General features: G+C 62.0%; 18 protein-coding genes. 7 read left to right on the top strand and 11 right to left on the bottom strand.

Features of this window, described 5'->3' with window-relative positions; translation table 11 throughout:
- Window positions 1-11: 11 nt before the first annotated feature.
- Together rlmN and AC1DOG_RS11850 are read right to left on the bottom strand one after the other, a co-directional pair.
- Window positions 12-1,247: a dual-specificity RNA methyltransferase RlmN gene (rlmN, locus tag AC1DOG_RS11855; RefSeq protein ID WP_018902275.1), complete on the bottom strand. Its 1,236-nt coding sequence runs from the start codon at window positions 1,245-1,247 to the stop codon at window positions 12-14.
- Between the two features lie 418 nt (window positions 1,248-1,665).
- Window positions 1,666-2,220 (bottom strand): invasion associated locus B family protein, encoded by a 555-nt coding sequence (locus tag AC1DOG_RS11850; RefSeq protein ID WP_113200745.1) that lies wholly within the window; start codon window positions 2,218-2,220, stop codon window positions 1,666-1,668.
- Between the two features lie 332 nt (window positions 2,221-2,552).
- Between AC1DOG_RS11850 and AC1DOG_RS11845 the strand changes: the two genes are divergently transcribed.
- Complete coding sequence (locus AC1DOG_RS11845; protein ID WP_018902273.1) at window positions 2,553-3,113, top strand: sigma-70 family RNA polymerase sigma factor; 561 nt, start codon at window positions 2,553-2,555, stop codon at window positions 3,111-3,113.
- A 7-nt stretch (window positions 3,114-3,120) separates the two neighbouring features.
- Here the strand turns inward: AC1DOG_RS11845 and AC1DOG_RS11840 are convergent, their stop codons facing one another.
- Together AC1DOG_RS11840 and AC1DOG_RS11835 are read right to left on the bottom strand one after the other, a co-directional pair.
- A complete protein-coding gene (locus AC1DOG_RS11840) occupies window positions 3,121-3,525 on the bottom strand; it encodes a YkvA family protein (protein ID WP_018902272.1) in 405 nt (134 codons plus the stop codon).
- Between the two features lie 74 nt (window positions 3,526-3,599).
- Window positions 3,600-3,905, bottom strand: a complete 306-nt coding sequence (locus tag AC1DOG_RS11835; RefSeq protein WP_477928202.1) for a 4a-hydroxytetrahydrobiopterin dehydratase — start codon at window positions 3,903-3,905, stop codon at window positions 3,600-3,602.
- 33 nt (window positions 3,906-3,938) lie between these two features.
- On the opposite strand from AC1DOG_RS11835, the gene AC1DOG_RS11830 reads away from it, so the two are divergent.
- Entirely contained in the window at window positions 3,939-4,439 is a 501-nt protein-coding gene (locus AC1DOG_RS11830; RefSeq protein ID WP_477928200.1) for a low molecular weight protein-tyrosine-phosphatase, read from the top strand.
- On the opposite strand, the gene thpR is transcribed toward AC1DOG_RS11830, so the two are convergent.
- Window positions 4,346-4,939 carry an RNA 2',3'-cyclic phosphodiesterase gene (gene thpR, locus AC1DOG_RS11825; RefSeq protein WP_018902269.1) on the bottom strand — a complete coding sequence of 198 codons (594 nt, stop codon included), beginning with the start codon at window positions 4,937-4,939 and terminating at the stop codon, window positions 4,346-4,348. The genes AC1DOG_RS11830 and thpR overlap by 94 nt on opposite strands.
- Window positions 4,940-5,007: 68 nt before the next feature.
- On the bottom strand, window positions 5,008-5,652 hold the full coding sequence (locus AC1DOG_RS11820) for an arylesterase (protein ID WP_477928198.1): 645 nt from the start codon (window positions 5,650-5,652) through the stop codon (window positions 5,008-5,010).
- A gap of 56 nt (window positions 5,653-5,708) precedes the next feature.
- Here AC1DOG_RS11820 and AC1DOG_RS11815 point away from each other — a divergent pair, with 56 nt between their 5' ends.
- From AC1DOG_RS11815 to AC1DOG_RS11805, 3 genes are all read left to right on the top strand, one after another.
- Window positions 5,709-6,416, top strand: a complete 708-nt coding sequence (locus AC1DOG_RS11815; protein WP_047508859.1) for an ABC transporter ATP-binding protein — start codon at window positions 5,709-5,711, stop codon at window positions 6,414-6,416.
- A complete protein-coding gene (locus AC1DOG_RS11810) occupies window positions 6,413-8,956 on the top strand; it encodes an ABC transporter permease (protein ID WP_477928195.1) in 2,544 nt (847 codons plus the stop codon). The genes AC1DOG_RS11815 and AC1DOG_RS11810 overlap by 4 nt, the downstream gene beginning before the upstream one ends.
- 179 nt (window positions 8,957-9,135) lie before the next feature.
- Entirely contained in the window at window positions 9,136-9,873 is a 738-nt protein-coding gene (locus tag AC1DOG_RS11805; RefSeq protein WP_112946012.1) for a Bax inhibitor-1/YccA family protein, read from the top strand.
- A gap of 140 nt (window positions 9,874-10,013) precedes the next feature.
- Here AC1DOG_RS11805 and AC1DOG_RS11800 read toward each other — a convergent pair whose 3' ends face one another.
- The 4 genes from AC1DOG_RS11800 to AC1DOG_RS11785 form a co-directional block, all read right to left on the bottom strand.
- Window positions 10,014-10,484 (bottom strand): hypothetical protein, encoded by a 471-nt coding sequence (locus AC1DOG_RS11800; protein WP_477928193.1) that lies wholly within the window; start codon window positions 10,482-10,484, stop codon window positions 10,014-10,016.
- Window positions 10,485-10,656: 172 nt separating this feature from the next.
- On the bottom strand, window positions 10,657-11,841 hold the full coding sequence (locus AC1DOG_RS11795) for a multidrug effflux MFS transporter (protein WP_477928191.1): 1,185 nt from the start codon (window positions 11,839-11,841) through the stop codon (window positions 10,657-10,659).
- 177 nt (window positions 11,842-12,018) lie between these two features.
- Window positions 12,019-12,651 (bottom strand): CatB-related O-acetyltransferase, encoded by a 633-nt coding sequence (locus AC1DOG_RS11790; RefSeq protein WP_477928189.1) that lies wholly within the window; start codon window positions 12,649-12,651, stop codon window positions 12,019-12,021.
- A gap of 94 nt (window positions 12,652-12,745) precedes the next feature.
- On the bottom strand, window positions 12,746-13,789 hold the full coding sequence (locus AC1DOG_RS11785) for a LysR family transcriptional regulator (protein WP_477928187.1): 1,044 nt from the start codon (window positions 13,787-13,789) through the stop codon (window positions 12,746-12,748).
- A 274-nt stretch (window positions 13,790-14,063) separates the two neighbouring features.
- Between AC1DOG_RS11785 and AC1DOG_RS11780 the strand changes: the two genes are divergently transcribed.
- Complete coding sequence (locus tag AC1DOG_RS11780; RefSeq protein ID WP_477928185.1) at window positions 14,064-14,705, top strand: LysE family translocator; 642 nt, start codon at window positions 14,064-14,066, stop codon at window positions 14,703-14,705.
- Between the two features lie 31 nt (window positions 14,706-14,736).
- On the opposite strand, the gene AC1DOG_RS11775 is transcribed toward AC1DOG_RS11780, so the two are convergent.
- The gene (locus tag AC1DOG_RS11775) at window positions 14,737-15,168 is read right to left on the bottom strand and encodes a hypothetical protein (RefSeq protein WP_477928183.1); all 432 of its coding nucleotides are present in this window, start codon (window positions 15,166-15,168) and stop codon (window positions 14,737-14,739) included.
- Window positions 15,169-15,398: 230 nt separating this feature from the next.
- Here AC1DOG_RS11775 and AC1DOG_RS11770 point away from each other — a divergent pair, with 230 nt between their 5' ends.
- Window positions 15,399-17,477 (top strand): M3 family metallopeptidase, encoded by a 2,079-nt coding sequence (locus AC1DOG_RS11770; RefSeq protein ID WP_477928181.1) that lies wholly within the window; start codon window positions 15,399-15,401, stop codon window positions 17,475-17,477.
- Window positions 17,478-17,679: the final 202 nt, after the last annotated feature.

Raw genomic sequence — 17,679 nt, 5'->3', positions numbered from 1 at the left:
TCACGCAAGCGTCAGTCATCCGAGCCGTGGTTGGCGATCATCATCGCCTCGAAGGCCAGGCGCTCGGTCTTGCGCATGCGCTCCGATTCCGATTTCAGCTGGCCGCAGGCGGCGAGGATGTCGCGGCCGCGCGGCGTGCGGATCGGCGAGGCATAGCCGGCCGAGTTGATGAAATCGGCGAACTTCTCGATCTGCGCCCAGTCGGAGCACTGGTAGTTGGTGCCCGGCCAGGGATTGAACGGAATGAGGTTGATCTTCGCCGGCACGCCCTTGAGCAGCTGGATCAGCCCCTTGGCATCCTCAAGGCTGTCGTTTACATCCTTCAGCATCACATATTCGAAGGTGATGCGACGGGCGTTGGAGAGACCCGGATACTTGCGGCAGGCGTCGATCAGCTCCTTCAGCGGATACTTCTTGTTGATCGGCACAAGGATGTCGCGCAGGTCGTCGCGCACGGCATGCAGCGAGATCGCCAGCATGACGCCGATCTCGTCGCCGGTGCGGAAGATTTCCGGAACGACGCCCGAGGTCGAGAGCGTGACGCGTCTTTTCGAAAGGGAAAGTCCGTCGCCGTCGGTGGCGATCAGGAGCGCCTGCTTGACGCTGTCGAAATTGTAGAGCGGCTCGCCCATGCCCATCATCACGATGTTCGAGACCTTGCGGCCCTCGGCCGGCATGATCGTGCCCTGCGGCGCTTCGCGATCGGGGAAGTCGCCCAGCCGGTCGCGGGCGAGCAGGAGCTGCGACAGGATTTCTTCCGCCGTCAGGTTGCGCACCAGGCGCTGCGTGCCGGTGTGACAGAAGGAACAGGTGAGCGTGCAGCCGACCTGGCTGGAAATGCAGAGCGTGCCGCGACCTTCTTCAGGAATATAGACCGCCTCGATCTCGACGGGACGACCGGCGCCGCGCGCCGGAAAGCGCAGCAGCCACTTGCGGGTGCCGTCGTTGGAGACCTGCTCCTCGACGATCTCGGGTCTTGCGATCGTGAAGTGCGTCTTCAGCGTCTCGCGCATGTCCTTGGAGATATTGGCCATGTGGTCGAAGTCGGAGACCCCGCGCACATAGATCCAGTTCCAAAGCTGCGCCACGCGCATCTTGATCTGCTTTTCCGGCACGCCCTTTTCGCGCAGCGCGGCGCCCATCTCCTCGCGGGTGAGGCCGATCAGCGACGGCTTCGGCAATGCTTCGCCGCGCGCCGGCTGGTTGCCTGCGGGCTTGAGAACGGTCATCGCATCCATGACGGACATTTAATCTAATCCCGAATTCAACATGCGATCCTCCCGATAGTCCGAATGACTGGCGGGCGGAGCGGGCATGAAGGCAGAAAGTGAATGCGGAACTTGGCGGCCAAGCCGCGATCCATCCGCTGTTGTGCGCGCCTTTAGCATCATTTTTGCCATCCGTCACTATAGATGGAAACGACGAAGGCCGGCGCAAGGGGATGGGGTGTGGTTTGGCGACTTATGGATAAAGCCGTCGGCGCTTTACCGAGTGGCCCCCTCATCCGACCCTTCGGGCCACCTTCTCCCCGCTGGGGCGAAGGGAAGGTCGGCGCGAGCGGCCAACCACTGGTCTCTTCTCCCCAGCGGGGAGAAGGTGCCGGCAGGCGGATGAGGGGGCCACACGGCACCCCATCAACCGCAGTCACCGGCAATCAAAAAAACCTTACTTGCAGCTTTCAATCTGCTTCAGCGAAGCCGAAATGCCGGCCAGCGAATAGCTGTAGGAGGTCGCCGTGCCCTTGCGCGAGACGGCGTTGACGGTCATCGAGTGGCCGCCCTTCATGGCGGCGACCAGTGCCGGCTCCTGCGCGGCGTTCTCGACCCAGCCGGCCTTGTCCTTGGTGAACATCACGAAGGTCTTGTTGTCGATGACGACGTTGATCTTCGAGGCATCCTTGACGGTGTAGCCCATCATCGCCTGCGGCTCGTAGGAGATGTTCTGGCCCGGGCGCTGCGAGACGATGAAGAAGTTCTCGCCGTGGTCGATGCCGGCGGGCTTCTTCTCGGTCGGCACCGAGAGGACGTAGCAGACGGTGCTGTTGCCCTGCTTGTAGGAATAGGCGCCCCATGCCTGGAACTGCTGGATGCGGGTCGGCGCGGTGGAAGCGGCGGCGGCTGGCTGCTGCGCGGCGGCTGCGGGCTTCTTGGACTGTGCGGATGCGATGCCGGCGCCGGCGAGAACGAGGGAAAGGGCGAGTACGGTACTTTTTACAAACATGGATATTCCTGCCGGTTCTTGCGATTCGAGCCCGAGCGAGCGGGCGGCGCATAATCACGATCTGCTTTATTTTGACTTAATTCAGGTTACCAAAGCGTCAACGCAGGCCGCGAGAAGTCCGTGCCTGTGCCATTTCCACCCGGGTGTCAATGTTGAGCGCCGGATTAACGCTCGGGATGATGTAGTCCGGAAATGATCTGAAACCATCGCTCTTAAGGAATTTAAGACATAAAGATAACGGCAAGAGTTTGACGTTTCGAAAAACCGATGTACGTGAATAAGGAGTGGAAATCCGTCAAGGATTTCATCGAGCCAGGGGGCTTTCGAACGGAATGGACGCCGAGGACAAACAGCGCTTCGCTGCCCTAGCTGGGGCTGTGGCGGAACGCCGCGACCAGCAGGCGTTCGCCATCCTGTTCGACTACTTCGCCCCACGCCTGAAATCCTGGCTTCTCAGGCAGAAAATGACCGCAAGCGAGGCCGAAGAGCTTGTTCAGGAGGTCATGATCGTGCTCTGGCACAAGGCCGATCTCTATGATGCCACGCGCTCGTCGCTCTCCACCTGGCTCTTCCGCATCGCCCGCAATCGCCGCATCGACCTGCAGCGCCGCGCCCGCGCCCGTATCCTCGATGAGGACGATCCGGCGCTGCAGCCGACCGCCGAGATCGGCGCCGACGAGCTGGTCGCCAATGGCGATCGCGATGCACAAGTTCGTGAAGCGGTGAGCCAGCTGCCCGAAGAACAGCGCGAAATGCTCCGCGCCGCCTTCTTCCTCGGCCAATCCCACTCCGAAATCGCCGAATCGACCGGCCTGCCGCTCGGCACCGTCAAATCCCGCATCCGGCTGGCCTTCGGCAAGCTGAAGAAGGTGCTGGAAGCGGAAAACGCGTGAGCGCGGCCTAAACCGTCTTCATATCCTCGGGTCGCACGCGATCGGGCGCGTCTTGCAGCGCCTTGTCGGCGGCTTCGTAGTGGTTGGGGCGGATGTGGCGGTTGACCATGGCGAAGGCGGCTGAGAGGACGGCGATGTCGTCGGTGAAGCCGATGCCGACAAGCACGTCGGGGATCATGTCGACGGGCAGCACGAAATAGGCAAGTGCCGCGAGCAACGTGCCACGCACCTTAAGCGGTGTTTCACGGTCGAGCGCGCAGTAATAGGCGGCAACGACATCGCGCGAGAAGGGGATCTTGCGCGCCGCCTTGCGGAAGGTCGGCCAGAATTTCTGCCGAACGCTCTTCTCCCGCCGCTCCTGCGTTTCTTCATCGCCCGGCAGCAGGATTTCACCGTATTTGACGTCGTCCATGTCCAGTTGGCCCTTTATGTTCCACTTGGCCCCTTTGAGGTCAGGCCAGAATATGGGGGGTCTTGAGCTGCGATTCAATCGATCCGCCGCGCCGCCGCCTTCTCCATCAGGCCCGCCAGCTTGAAATCGAGCTCCGTCAGCCCGTCGGCCGAATGGGTGCTGAGCGTCACATCCACCTTGGAATAGACGTTGAACCATTCCGGATGATGGTCGAGCTTTTCGGCGGCAAGGGCCGTCTCCGTCATGAAGCCGAAGGCCTCGACGAAGTTCTTGAACTTGTAGCTCTTGGTGATCGACTTGCCGCTGTCGCCGAGCGACCAGCCTTCAAGTTTCGCCAGTTTATCGCTAATCGCCTGGCGTTCCAGTTTGTCCCGTTTCATGCGATTGTCCTTTGCGTTCACCATGGGTCTCTTATGAAACGCACCAGTATCCTGTTTGTTTGCATGGGCAATATCTGCCGCTCGCCACTGGCCGAAGGCGTCTTCAGCCACTTCGCCTCCGAAGCAGGCCTCTCCGACCGCTTTCTCATCGATTCCGCCGGTACCGGCAGCTGGCACGAGGGCGATGAGCCCGACAGACGGTCGATCACGACCGCCCGCCAACACGGCATAGACATATCAGCTCAGCGCGCGCGGCGCATCCGCAGAGATGATTTTGCCGATTTCGATCTGATCATTGCCATGGACCGAAACAACGTCGCGGCCTTGAAGGCGCTCGATCCCGCGGCAGAGAATGTCCATCTGTTCGGTGATCTGGCGCTCGGGAGCGGAGAGGATATCCCCGATCCCTATTATGGCGGCGCCGACGGCTTCGAGGCCGTTTATGCCAGGCTCTTGGCCGGCTGCAGGAAGCTGTTGTCGACGCTCGGCGCCGACAGCGCCTCGCGCAGCGGGAACACCTCTTCCGTCAGATAAGGCCCACCGCCGACCGAATCACGCGACGAGAGAAGCACGAAGCGCGGCACGGTGAAGGATGCGGTCTGGAAATTGCCGCGTCCGGCGAGATAGTGCACGACATCGTCGACGCGCGAGGATTTCAGCCGCGCCAGCGTCACATGTGGAGTGAACTTGCGCGGATCAGGAGAAAGGCCGATCCGCTGGCAGATCCGCTCAATTTCGGCCTGCAGGGCATACATTTCGGGATTTTGCGTCACGCCGGCCCAAACCGAATGCGGCTTCTTGGAACCGAAAGCGCCGATACCGTCGAGCTTGATCTGGAATTCCGGCCTGTCGATGCGGTCGAGCCGGTCGACGATCTCGTCAGCCGTGCGATTATCGACATCGCCGATAAAGCGCAGGGTGATGTGGTAATTTTCCACATCGATCCATCGGGCGCCAGGGAGACCACCGCGCAACAATGACAGGCTCATCGCCGCATTGCGCGGAATTTCGAGGGCGGTAAACAGTCTCGGCATAACGAGCACTCCCCGAATCTTTTGCAGGTGCTCACACGGAATCACGCATTGATCACATGCGCAAGTCCCTAATTCTTCACAGTCGGCAACGTTCCAATGAATTGTGTGATTGCCGGTTCCATCTTTTGAACCATGGTATCCACGCCTTTGGAATTGGGGTGCATGCCGTCTTCCAGCTTCAGCGACGCATCGAGAACGACGCCGTCGAGGAAGAGCGGATAGAGCGTAAGTCCATGTTTTTTGGCGAGTTTCTCGTAGATCGGATTGAACCGCGCCGCGTAGTCGCCACCCATGTTCGGCGGCGCCATCATGCCGGCGAGGAAGACCGCGATACCGCGTTCCTTGAGCCGGGTAATCATTTGGTCGAGGTTCTTCTCACTTTGTTCGGGCGCGATCCCGCGCAGCGCGTCGTTGGCGCCGAGCTCCAGAATGACCCCGTCGGTGCCATCGGGCACGGACCAGTCGATGCGCGCAAGCCCGCCCGTCGTGGTGTCGCCGGAAACGCCTGCGTTCGCCACCGTAACATCGAGCCCCTTGGCCTTCAGCGCCGCCTGCAGCTTCTCCGGAAAGCCGTCGCCGGGCGGCAGCTGGTATCCCGCCATCAGGCTGTCGCCGAAACCGACGAGATTGATCGTGCGCGCCTGCGCTGAAACCGAAAGCATCATCGAAAAGACGATGACAGCGATGTGAAGACCCGCAACTTTAAATCTCATTCCATTGTCCCTAAATTGGCGGCAGCTGGGCTTTCATATAGGTAGGGCATTTACCGTTGGCAAAAACCATCATCGATCTGAAACGGGCCGACCTGACGCTCGGCAGTGCCGCGGCTTCCGTGCATGTGCTGAAGGGCATCGACCTTGAGATCGCCGCCGGTGAATCGGTCGGCATCGTCGGCCCCTCCGGCTCCGGCAAGTCGACGCTGCTGATGGTGCTGGCCGGTCTCGAGCGGCTCGACAGCGGCGAAATCAACATCAACGAAGCGCCCCTGCACACAATGAGCGAGGATCAGGTCGCGGACTTTCGCGGCCGCAACATCGGCATCGTCTTTCAGTCTTTCCACCTGATCGCCAACATGACGGCGCTTGAAAATGTCGCCGTGCCGCTCGAGCTCGCCAATGTCGCCAACCCCTTCGAGATCGCCCGTCGCGAGCTGAAATCCGTCGGCCTCGGCGACCGGCTGAACCACTATCCCGGCCAGCTTTCCGGCGGCGAGCAACAGCGCGTGGCGATCGCCCGCGCGCTTGCGCCATCGCCGGCGCTTCTGATCGCGGATGAGCCGACCGGCAATCTCGACACCGACACCGGCCGCCAGATCGCCGACCTTCTGTTTTCCAAGCAGGCCGAGCGCGGCATGACGCTGGTGCTCGTGACCCACGACAACGCGCTCGCCAAGCGCTGCTCGCGGCAGATCCGCGTCCGCTCCGGCAAGATAGAAGGCGACAGCGCCGCGATTGAAGCCGAAGTGGCCATTGCATGACGCTGATCACCCCGCGTATCGCGCTCGCCTGCCGTCTTGCCCTTCGTGAGCTGCGCGGCGGCCTGAGAGGCTTCTACATCTTCCTCGCCTGCATCGCGCTCGGCACGGGTGCGATTGCCGCGGTCAACTCGGTCTCGCAGTCGATCACCGACACGATTGCCACGCGCGGCCAGGAGATCCTTGCCGGCGACGTCCGCTTCGAGCTCAACAATCGCGAGGCAGCCGCCAACGAGCTGGATTTCCTGCGCTCGCTCGGCAAGGTCTCGGTCTCGACAGGCCTGCGCTCCATGGCCCGCAAGCCGGATGGATCCGATCAGGCGCTGGTTGAGGTCAAGGCCGTTGACGACGCCTATCCGCTCTATGGCAGCTTTGAGGCAGAGCCCAACTACCCGCTGCATACGCTTCTTGCCGATCAGGATGGCACCTATGGCGCGCTGGCCGCGCCGCTGCTTCTGGAACGTCTCGGCCTCAAGATCGGCGACGAGCTGCTGCTCGGCAACGTCATCGTTAACATCACCGGCACGGTGAAGACCGAGCCGGACGCGGTCTCCGAAGGCTTCGGCTTTGCGCCGCGCCTGATGGTGAGCCGCCAGGCGCTGCAGGCCTCGGGTCTGATCCAGACCGGCAGCCTTGTCGAGCACAGCTACAAGGTCAAGCTGAACGATCGATCGGAGATGGCAGGCATCCGCGACCGCGCCACCAAGGATTTCCCCTCGGCCGGCTGGTCGATCCGCACAAGCGACCGCGCCGCCCCTTCGCTCACCGAAAACATCGAACGTTTCTCGCAGTTCCTCACGCTGGTAGGTCTGACCGCGCTGATCGTCGGCGGCGTCGGCGTGGCGAATGCCGTGCGCGCCTTTCTCGATGCCAAGCGCACGACGATCGCCACCTTCAAGTGCCTGGGCGCGCCGGCCTCGACTGTTGTCCTCATCTATCTCTTCCAGATCGGCCTTATCGCGCTTGGCGGCATCGCCATCGGCCTCGTCATCGGTGCGTTGGCACCCATTCTGGCGGCCCAGTTTCTGGCCCAGTTTCTGCCGGTCTCGACCGCGCCGACGCTCTATCCGGTGGCGCTGTCGCTCGCCGTCCTCTTCGGCATCCTGACGACGCTCGCCTTCGCCATCATGCCGCTCGGCCATGCCCGCGAAGTGCCGCCGACGGCGCTGTTTCGCGAGCAGGGCTTCGAGGCCCGCCGCCTGCCCTCCTGGCCTTACATTCTGATGGCCGCCGTCTTCCTTGTGGCGTTGGCAGCCCTTGCGGTGGCGACCGCCCATGATCGCTTCATCGCGATCGTCTTCATCGGCGCCATCGCCTTTGCCTTCGTCGTCCTGCGCCTGGTCGCAGCCGGCATCGCCTGGCTTGCCCGCCGCAGCCCGCGCGTCAATTCGCCGGCGCTGAGGCTGGCGATCGGTAACATCCACCGCCCCGGCGCGCTCACGCCCTCGGTCGTGCTCTCGCTTGGCCTTGGCCTGGCGCTGCTCGTCACCCTGACGCTCATCGACGGCAATCTGAGACAGCAGCTCACCGGCCGCATGGCCGACGGCGCGCCCAACTTCTTCTTCGTCGATATCCAGGGCGCCGAGCTCGACGGCTTCCGCAATCTGGTGAAAACCGATGCGCCCGAGGGCAAGCTCGTCGAGGTACCGATGCTGCGCGGCCGCATCCTTGCCTTCAACGGCGAGGACGTGACCAAGCGCAAGGTGCCGCCATCAGGCCAATGGGTGCTGCGCGGCGACCGCGGCATCACCTACTCCGAGACGCTTCCCGAAAACGCGGTCCTCACCGAGGGCACATGGTGGGACAAGGATTACAGCGGCGAACCCCTGGTCTCGTTTTCGGCGGAAGAGGCCGGCGAACTCGGCCTCAAGGTCGGCGATACCGTCACCGTCAACGTGCTCGGCCGCAACATGACGGCCAAGATCGCCAATCTGCGCAAGGTGCAGTGGGAGAGCCTGTCGATCAACTTCGTCATGGTCTTCTCGCCCAACACCTTCAAGGGCGCCCCGCATGCCTGGCTGGCAACGCTCACCGATCCCAAGGCGACATCCTCGCAGGAAGCCGCGATCCTGAAATCGGTGACAAACACCTATCCGACGATAACAAGCGTGCGCGTGAAGGATGCGATCGACATCGTCAATTCGCTGGTGGCGCAGCTGGCGACCGCGATCCGCGCTGCCGCCTCCGTCGCCCTCATCGCCTCGGTCCTGGTGCTCGCAGGCGCGCTCGCCGCCGGCAACCGCGCCCGCACCCATGATGCGGTGGTGCTGAAGACGCTCGGCGCCACGAGACGCATGCTGATGCGCGCCTTCTGCTACGAGTATCTGATCCTCGGCCTAGCAACCGCCGTCTTCGCGCTGCTTTCGGGCGGCGTCGCGGCCTGGTTCATCGTCGCCCGCATCATGAAGATCCCCTCGCAGTTCCTGCCTGATGTCGCCGGAATGACGATCGTCACGGCCTTGGTGCTGACCGTCGGCATCGGCCTGATCGGCACTTGGCGCATTCTCGGCCAGAAGGCGGCACCCGTTTTGCGCGAGCTCTGAGTGGCCGGGTTGAAATAATTCCGGCACCTTACGGCGATTTAACCCGATCGCGGGTTGCAAGGCCCTTGTTTGCAAAGGACGAAAGGCTCATATTATCCGCAGGCATGCTGAAGCTCCGCAGCGGCGCCCGGGCAAGAAAACCCGACACCGTGTTCATTCGGGGCTGACAAGAGGAAATCATGGCTGACCTAAGAAATTACCAGGGCCGCGTTCAGAGCGGTGTCCAGACCGGCGAGATCGATCAGGGCCTTCGCAGCTATATGCTGAAGGTTTACAACCTGATGGCTATCGGCCTGGCGATCACCGGCCTGGCCGCCTATTTCGCATTCACATTCGCCGTCTCCGACGGCCAGCTGACCGCATTCGGCGCCGCGATCTACACCAGCCCGCTGAAGTGGGTGGTGATCTTCGCTCCGCTGGCGCTGGTCTTCTTCCTGAGCTTCAGGATCAATTCGATGAGCGTATCGGCCGCGCAGACGACCTTCGCGGTCTATGCAGCGCTTGTCGGCCTGTCGCTGTCGTCGATCTTCCTGATCTACACCGGCCAGAGCGTCGTGCAGACCTTCTTCGTGACGGCCGCCTCGTTCGGCGCGCTCTCGCTCTACGGCTACACGACCCGTCGTGACCTCTCGGCCATGGGCTCGTTCCTGATGATGGGTCTCTTCGGTCTGATCATCGCCTCGATCGTCAACATCTTCCTGGCCTCCTCGGCCATGCAGTTCGCGATCTCGGTGATCGGCGTGCTGATCTTCGCGGGCCTGACCGCCTACGACACGCAGCGCATCAAGGAAATGTACTACGCCGCCGACGACGCCACCATGGCCGGCCGCAAGGCGATCATGGGCGCGCTGACGCTCTACCTCGACTTCATCAACCTCTTCATGTTCCTGCTGCAGTTCATGGGTAACCGCAAGTAAGACGAAGAGCGAGAGAGGGCGACGCTGTCGCCCTTGATCCAGACGACAAGTTCGAGACGATCAGAACCGCTTGCAGCAGGAATGTTGCAGGCGGTTTTTCTTTGGCTGATGGCCTTATGGCCCGAGCCTCAGGGCCTTGCTTAATTGCCGGCGAAATCGACCGACGAGATATCGACGGACCATTCGAAATCAGCAGGTGCGGGACGGCCCGGCAGGGTGTCCAGGCCCCTGTAGCGGTTAAGCGCCCAGCAACTGCCGTACTCACTATGCGGCGCGATGATCTTGTCGCTGCTGAAATAATCCGAATAGACCTCGCCGCTGAACCCCGGACGCTTCGCAATCAGCCGGAAGCGCACGATATTGACCTGCCGGTCAGAGGCATTCGACAGCTCGACGAAAACCGGCTTGTCCGGATCCTGGCAACCGCTGGTTCCGCTGCTCGTGCCGGATACCAGACTTGCGGAGTTCAGCCGGTCTGATTGCTGGAAGTAGAGATAGAGACCAACGGCGGCGCCGACGCAGGCCAGGGCGGCAACGACGATCAGCGTGTGGCGGGGAAACAGCAGGAAGCAGACCAAGACGATCGGGACCGCGATTACCATGAAAATCATTAGGTCTGCTCCATTTCATTCATGAGCTAAAGCAGCCAGCGGCAAGAGGCAAGGCTTTGCCAACGCCGAAGTTGCAATGCTGCTTGAACGAGAAAATTGGCGGCCTGGATATGATGACCGGCAGTGCTGACGTGGCGGACCTTGGACGATCGGCGACGGCGAGCCCCACGCGTCATTCCCCTAGACTGGAATGCGACACCCTCGCGGCGCGGCGGGTGGCGTTCACGAACCAGAGGTAGCTGAGGATCGCGATCAGGGCCATCATCGGGATGATGGTGCCAAAGGCCATAAGCGGCGCACCAATCAGGGAAGCTATGAGCCCGCCGGTGAAGCCGCCGCCCATCTGGATGAAGCCCATCATCGCCGAGGCGGAGCCAGCGATATGCGGGAAGGGGAAGAGGCCCGAGGTCGTCATGTGCGGGGTGAGGAAGGCGAGGCCGAAGGCCAGGAAGGCGACGGGGGCCATGATCGAGAGATAGCTCGGGGTCACCAGCGCAACCGAGAGCGCGATCATGATGCCGGCAAGGCCGAGCAAGCCGAGGCCTGTTCGCACCGAGCCATCGCCGCCGAGCCGTGCCGATGTCATCCTGAGGACGACGGAGCCGAGGAAATAGGAGCCGGATTGCATCAGCATGCCGAGGCCGAAGGCCGTGGGCGAGAGGCCGACCACCTTGATCAGGATGAAGGGCAGCATCGTCGCCTGCGCGTAGAGCGCGCCGATCGAGCCGCCGAGCACCAGCGAGGCGGAGATGAAGCGTGGTTCGCGGGCGAGCTCGGCATAGGCTTGTAGCAGCGGTCCGGGGAGGGCGCGGCGGCGGTCGGGTGTGCTGGTCTCGCGCATGAAGACGAGGACCGAGAGGCAGATCATCAGGCCGAAGCCGATGAGCAGGAAGAACACCGACTGCCAGCCGAAGGCGGCGAGTGCAAGGCCGCCGACGGTCGGGGCGATTGCCGGGCCGATGGCGATCATGATGCCGATCAGGTTCATGATCCTGGAGGCATCGGCGCCGGTGAACTGATCGCGGACGATGGCGCGTGCAACGGTGATCCCGACCGAGGCGCCGATCCCCTGGATCAGGCGGCCGGCGAGCAGCCATTCGATGCCGGGCGCAAACGCCGACAGCAGGCTTCCCACCATGTAGATGCCGACGAAGAGAAGCGTCGCGGCGCGGCGGCCGAAGGCATCGGACAGCGGGCCGGCGAGCAGCTGGGCGATCGAGAAGCCGGCGAAATAAAGCGACAGCGTCAGCTTGATCGCCGAATCCGTCGTGTGAAAGGCGCCCACCAGCTCCGGCATGGCGGGCGTGTAGATCGACATGGAGATCGGGCCGAGGGTGGCAAGCAGCGCGCCGAGCATGCTCGTTCGCCTTGCGCTCATCCGGAATGGGGGCATGCGGGTACTCGATTGGCTGGTGGCGCTCGCAACGCCTGGAAAGCAGGACTTCGTCTTTTCTGACGCAAGCTATCTGATCCGGCAATGCAAAAATGCCGAGGCGCGCGAACGGTTGCGGGAGCACCCCTTGCGATATTTGCGTTATGCCATTTTCAGCGCCGCGAGATCACCGCTTTCAAGAGCAGCCAAGTTTGCCTCGATCTTGTCCATAGGCCAGTCCCACCATGCGATCTCCAGCAGTTCATCGATGACCGTCGTGGGGTATCGCATGCGGATGATCGTTGCCGGGTTGCCGCCGACGACGGCATAGGGCGGAACGTCACGGGCAACGACCGATCCAGCGGCGATGATGGCACCAGACCCGATTTTGACACCCGGCATGATGGCCGCGTCATGGCCTATCCAGACGTCATGCCAGACAACGGTATCCTTCACCGGCAAGTCCTTGTAGCCGAAGGTTTCCGGTTTGAAGATCCGGAACGGATAGGTCGTGAAGCCATTCATCGGATGATTGGCCGAGCTGGTGATGAAGTAGCTGCCACGGGCAATCTGCACGAATTTTCCGATGATAAGGCGCTCGCGGACGCCATGCCCGAGATAGGGTGCGAGGATGCCGGCGGTGTCTTCCGGTTTGCCCGAGTGGGTGTAATAGCTGTAGTCGCCGATCTCCATGCGTGGATGGGCAATGACGTTTTTCAAATAGACGGTATCGCTGTAGATGGTGCCATCCGGCAGCGTGATCGGGTGGACGGCGGTCGCGTCGAGAATGGGCATCGGGAAATGGCTTTCCTCATGAAACCAGCGCAATCGATGGCCAAGGCTAATCCGCGCGATCCGCGAAATCCATTGCGGCGGCGGAACGCGTTCATCAATAGTTTGAATGAGGTTGGGCGGATAGGATTTGCGGCGCTGCCGCCGTCTGAGCGCGAAGCCAGTCGACGAACAATTGCGCTGCCGGCGACATGGCGAAGTCGCGGCGATAGACGAGGTGATAGTTGACGTCCGCCGACAGCTTCTCTGTCACGGCCTTCACCAGGCGGCCCGCGGCTATATCGTTTGCCACGAGTGTGGTTCGCACCAGTGCAAAGCCCTTGCCGTCCCTGCAGGCGGCGAGCATGTCTTCCATGCTTGGCAGGACAATCATGCCTGCCAGCCGATCTTCGATCTGGCTGCCGCCCTCCATGCCAAAAAACTCGGACACCCAGCGGCGCCAGTCGAGGCCGGTTTGATAGGCGTCCGTGTGGGTCAAAAACGGAGCCACGGAGAACGCCTCTCTCGCGGGCAGGCGGGCCGCCAGCTCGGGGGAGCAGACGACGAGTTCGTCGTCGAACAATAACGTGAATCCATCTTCCGCCGCCATTGGACGCGCCAGCCGGATCTGCAGATCGGCGTCGCCATCCGAAAACACATCACGGCGATAATCCTGGCTCACTCGAAGCGCTATCTGTCCGTGAGAGGCCACGAAGTCGCCCAGCCGGTCGGCAAGCCAGTAGCGGTGGAACTCCGGCGCGACGACGACATGAAGATCATGTTGCCCGGCGCGGGGTCTGGCAGCTTCGATGATCTCCGATAGCGTCCGAAGCTGATCGCGCAAGCGCGCAGCCAGCATCTCGGCGCGCGCCGTTGGCTTCATTGCTTTCGCTGATCTCTCAAACAGCCGTTCGCCCAGGAAGCGCTCCAGTTGCGCGATGTGGTGGCTTACGGCGCTCTGTGTCAGGTTCAGGTGTTCGGCGGCCCTCGTCACGCTCCCGCAATCGACAACCTCAACGAATGAGATCAAGACGGGCCAAGCCGGCAACCCGCGCTGCATCCATCGATTTTCATCATGCTTGCGATGATCAGACTTTGTTTCCATTGCGCTGCAAGGCCCATGAAACTGGCTCCCTGTGAATGGGAGCATCGACTGCATCATGCCGTTTATTCATGCACTAAAGCAATGGTGGTTCAGGCGACCGCGTCAGGCCCCAGCCCTCCACCTCTACCGTGACATCGCCCTGGAGCATCCGCCGACGCCTGCCGACTGGCGCGATTTCGATCGCGGTCGGCGCATGGTTACGTTTTCTTCGGGTGGCTGTGACTGAACGATTTTACCTGGGCATGACCGGCATGTTGAGGGTTCGGTTCTCCTCCTCGCTTGACGTCCCCGCCACACCGCATAATCTCGGTCTTTTCACGGGGGATTCTTCATGACGCAATCGCTGCTCGCGGGCGCCTTTCTGGCTGCACTTCTTTACGTGCTCATTCCCGGGCCGGCGTTTCTGGCGCTGCTGGGGATCGGGGCCGGGCAGGGGAGAAGGGCGGGGGCGCAGTTTGTCTGTGGGCATCTGGTGGGCGATACGCTGTGGGCGTCGCTGGCGCTGGTGGCGATCATCGGCGCCAAGACGATCGGGAGTTTCGTGTTCGATGCGCTGGGGCTCGCCTGCGGCTTCTATCTTGCCTGGATCGGCTGGAACGCGTTTCGCGCCAAGCCGAAGGGCGAGGGGCAGGCGCTGATGGTTGTCGAACGGCCGTTCCGGCGCGGGCTGATCTTCGGCGTCACCAATCCGAAGGGCTATCCGGTGGCGCTCGCGACTTTCACGGCACTGGTGGCGGGCTCGGCGAGCGCCCTGCAGTTTCAGACGCTGCCGGTGCTGCTTGCCGTGTCGTTCCTCGGCTTCATCGTCGCCGACATGATCCTGATCGCGATTGTCGGCACCGGGGCGGTGCGGCGGTTCTACCGCGCGCATGAGCGGCTGATCGTGCGCTGCTCGGGCGTGCTGTTCATGGGGTTTGCCGTGCAGGCTCTGCTGCATGCGACGCCGGGGTTGATGGGGTGGCGCAAGGCTTGATCGGCCTGCGCCGGGCGCAACCGCTGCCGCGTCAGACGTCGAGGAAGCTGACGACCGATTTCAGGGTCTTCACCGTCTCGGGATCGCCGATCGACATGGCGATCTGCAGCTGGTCCTTGTAATAGTCCCTGAAATTGAAGCTGGTGCCGTCGGTGACGTCGGAGAGATCGAGAACGTTGCCTGACGGGTCGATGGTGTGCATCGGCAGCGGTTCGGAGATCGCCGCATAGGTGTCCTGGTCGAGCGTGCCGTTGTCGAAATTCTGGCGCGCGTGGTTGCGCAGATCGGCGGCTGTTATGGCCGAAAAATCGGGTTGAGCCGATGTCGCTTCGTCGATCCTGAAGGTCGACGAAGCATTCGAAACCGAGCTGAAGGTTTCGGTCAAGCTGTTGTTAAATTGCGAATTATCGGAATATTTCCGGAAAGATAAATTCGGCGAAAACCGCAGCGATGTGATTTCCATTGCCTGCATCCATGATTAAAAAAGATTGAGCAAAAATACCGTGTGCGCCGCACAATCGTCAATCGTTAACAAATAGTTAATTCTTATATAGCATTTTTAGGGATCAACTTCTCGTATAGGTGGCGCGGCCGCTCGCTCAAGGTGGCGATACCAATCGCCGTGCTGCCTTCCTATATTGGTCTCCGAGACAACACGCCCCGCCGACAAGCCCGCCAAATAAGGATGTCCGTATGCCCGCCAACAACCCCGCTCTCACCGACTGGAACGGCCTCAATGGTCTGCCGCGCTTCGAGGCGCTGAATGACGGCGATTTCGCGCCGGCTTTCGATGCGGCCCTTGCCCGGCACGAAGAGGAGATCGATGCGATCGCCGACAATCCTGAAGCACCGACCTTCGACAACACGATCGTGGCGCTGGAGCTTGCGGGCGATGATCTCTCGCGGGTGTCGGCCCTGTTCTGGAACCGCGCCGGCGCGCATACCAACGACACGATCCAGGCGCTAGAGCGGGATATCTCGCCGAAGATGTCGCGGCATTATTCGAAGATCGGCATGAATGCAGCGCTCTTTGCGCGCATCGACACGCTTTGGGAAGCGCGCGAAAAGCTCGGGCTTACGCTGGAGCAGACACGGGTGCTGGAGCGGCACTGGAAGGGCTTCGTCAAGTCGGGCGCCAAGCTTGAAAAGGCGGAGCAGGAAAAGCTCGCCGGCATCAACGAGAAGCTGGCGGGCCTCGGCACGCAGTTCGGCCAGAACGTGCTTGCCGACGAGAAGGGCTGGGCGCTGATCCTTTCAGACGGCGACGATCTCGCTGGAGTTCCCGATTTTCTCAAGGACGCGATGGCGGCGGCGGCGCGCGAGCGCGGCGAGGATGGTAAGTTCGCGGTGACGCTGTCGCGCTCGATCATCGAGCCGTTCCTGACCTTCTCCGAGCGCCGCGAGCTGCGCGAGCAGGCGTTCAAGGCCTGGGTGGCGCGTGGCGAGAATGATGGCCCGTCGGACAATCGCGGCATCATCCGCGACACGCTTCAACTCCGCGCCGAGGTGGCGAAGCTGCTCGGCTACGGCAATTTCGCCGAGCTGAAGCTCGACAACACCATGGCGAAGACGCCTGATGCGGTGAACGATCTTCTGAAGAAGGTCTGGGTGAAGGCGGTAAAGCGCGCCGGCGAGGAAGAGGCGGATATCGCCAGGCTGATCGCCGACGAGGGCAAGAACCACGAGGTCATGCCCTGGGACTGGCGATTCTACGCCGAAAAGATCCGGGCCCAAAAGTTCAATTTCTCCGAGGCGGAGCTGAAGCCCTATCTGCAGCTGGAAAAGATCATCGACGCCTGCTTTGACGTGGCGGGGCGTCTGTTTGACATTCACGCGGTGGAGAAGAAGGGCGTTGCCGCCTATCACCCCGATGTCCGCGTCTTCGAGATCCGCGACCGCGACGAGAAGCTGGTGGCGATGTTCCTCGGCGATTATTTCGCCCGTTCGTCGAAGCGCTCGGGCGCCTGGATGAGCGCGTTCCAGTCGCAGCACAAGCTGCCGCTGAAGAACGGCTCTCAGGGGGAGCTGCCGATCATCTACAATGTCTGCAACTTCGCCAAGCCGGCCGAAGGCAAGCCGGCGCTCTTGTCGCTGGATGATGCCCGCACGCTGTTCCACGAGTTCGGCCATGCGCTGCACGGCATGCTCTCCAACGTGACGTATCCCTCGGTGTCTGGAACCGGCGTGTCGCGCGATTTCGTCGAGCTGCCGTCGCAGCTTTACGAGCACTGGCTGACGGTGCCTGAGATCCTGAAGCAGTACGCCGTGCATTTCGAGACCGGCAAGCCGATGCCGCAGGACCTCCTCGACAAGGTGCTGGCGGCGCGCAGCTTCAATGCCGGGTTCAACACGGTGGAGTTCACCTCGTCCGCGCTAGTCGACATGGCGTTCCATACGCGGGACGCGGTCGCCGATCCGATGACGGTGCAGGGTGAGGTGCTGAAGGAGCTCGGCATGCCGAAGTCAATGGTGATGCGCCACGCCTCGCCGCACTTCCAGCACATCTTCGCCGGCGGCTATTCGGCCGGCTATTACTCCTACATGTGGTCGGAAGTGCTCGACGCCGATGCGTTTTCGGCCTTCGAGGAGACGGGCGATGCGTTCAATGGCGAGATAGCCAGGAAGCTGCGCGATCACGTCTATTCGGTGGGCGGGTCGGTCGATCCGGAGGATACCTACCGCGCGTTCCGCGGCAAGCTGCCGAGCCCGGATGCGATGCTGGTGAAGCGTGGGCTGGCGACGTTCGAGGAGTTGGCGGGGAGTGATGCCTGAGGGTTGGGGGGCTCTTGCGGTTGAGTTGATAGCCGTTTGAGCTTTGTGGGTGTGATACCCCCCTTGTAACTTGACGATTGCCGCATCGGATCTAGCTCCTCCCTGCGGTGACGGACCGGAGCCCGCTACCCCCTTGGGCGTTAAAGCCCGCGTCAGAGCCGGGGCCAGGTCCGTCGTTCCATCGAACCCGAACAGTCGCCAG

It is taken from the genome of Rhizobium sp. 01N48, from assembly GCF_056399145.1.
Note: the sequence above shows the minus strand (reverse complement) of the source record. Positions and strands in the feature narration are given on the sequence as shown.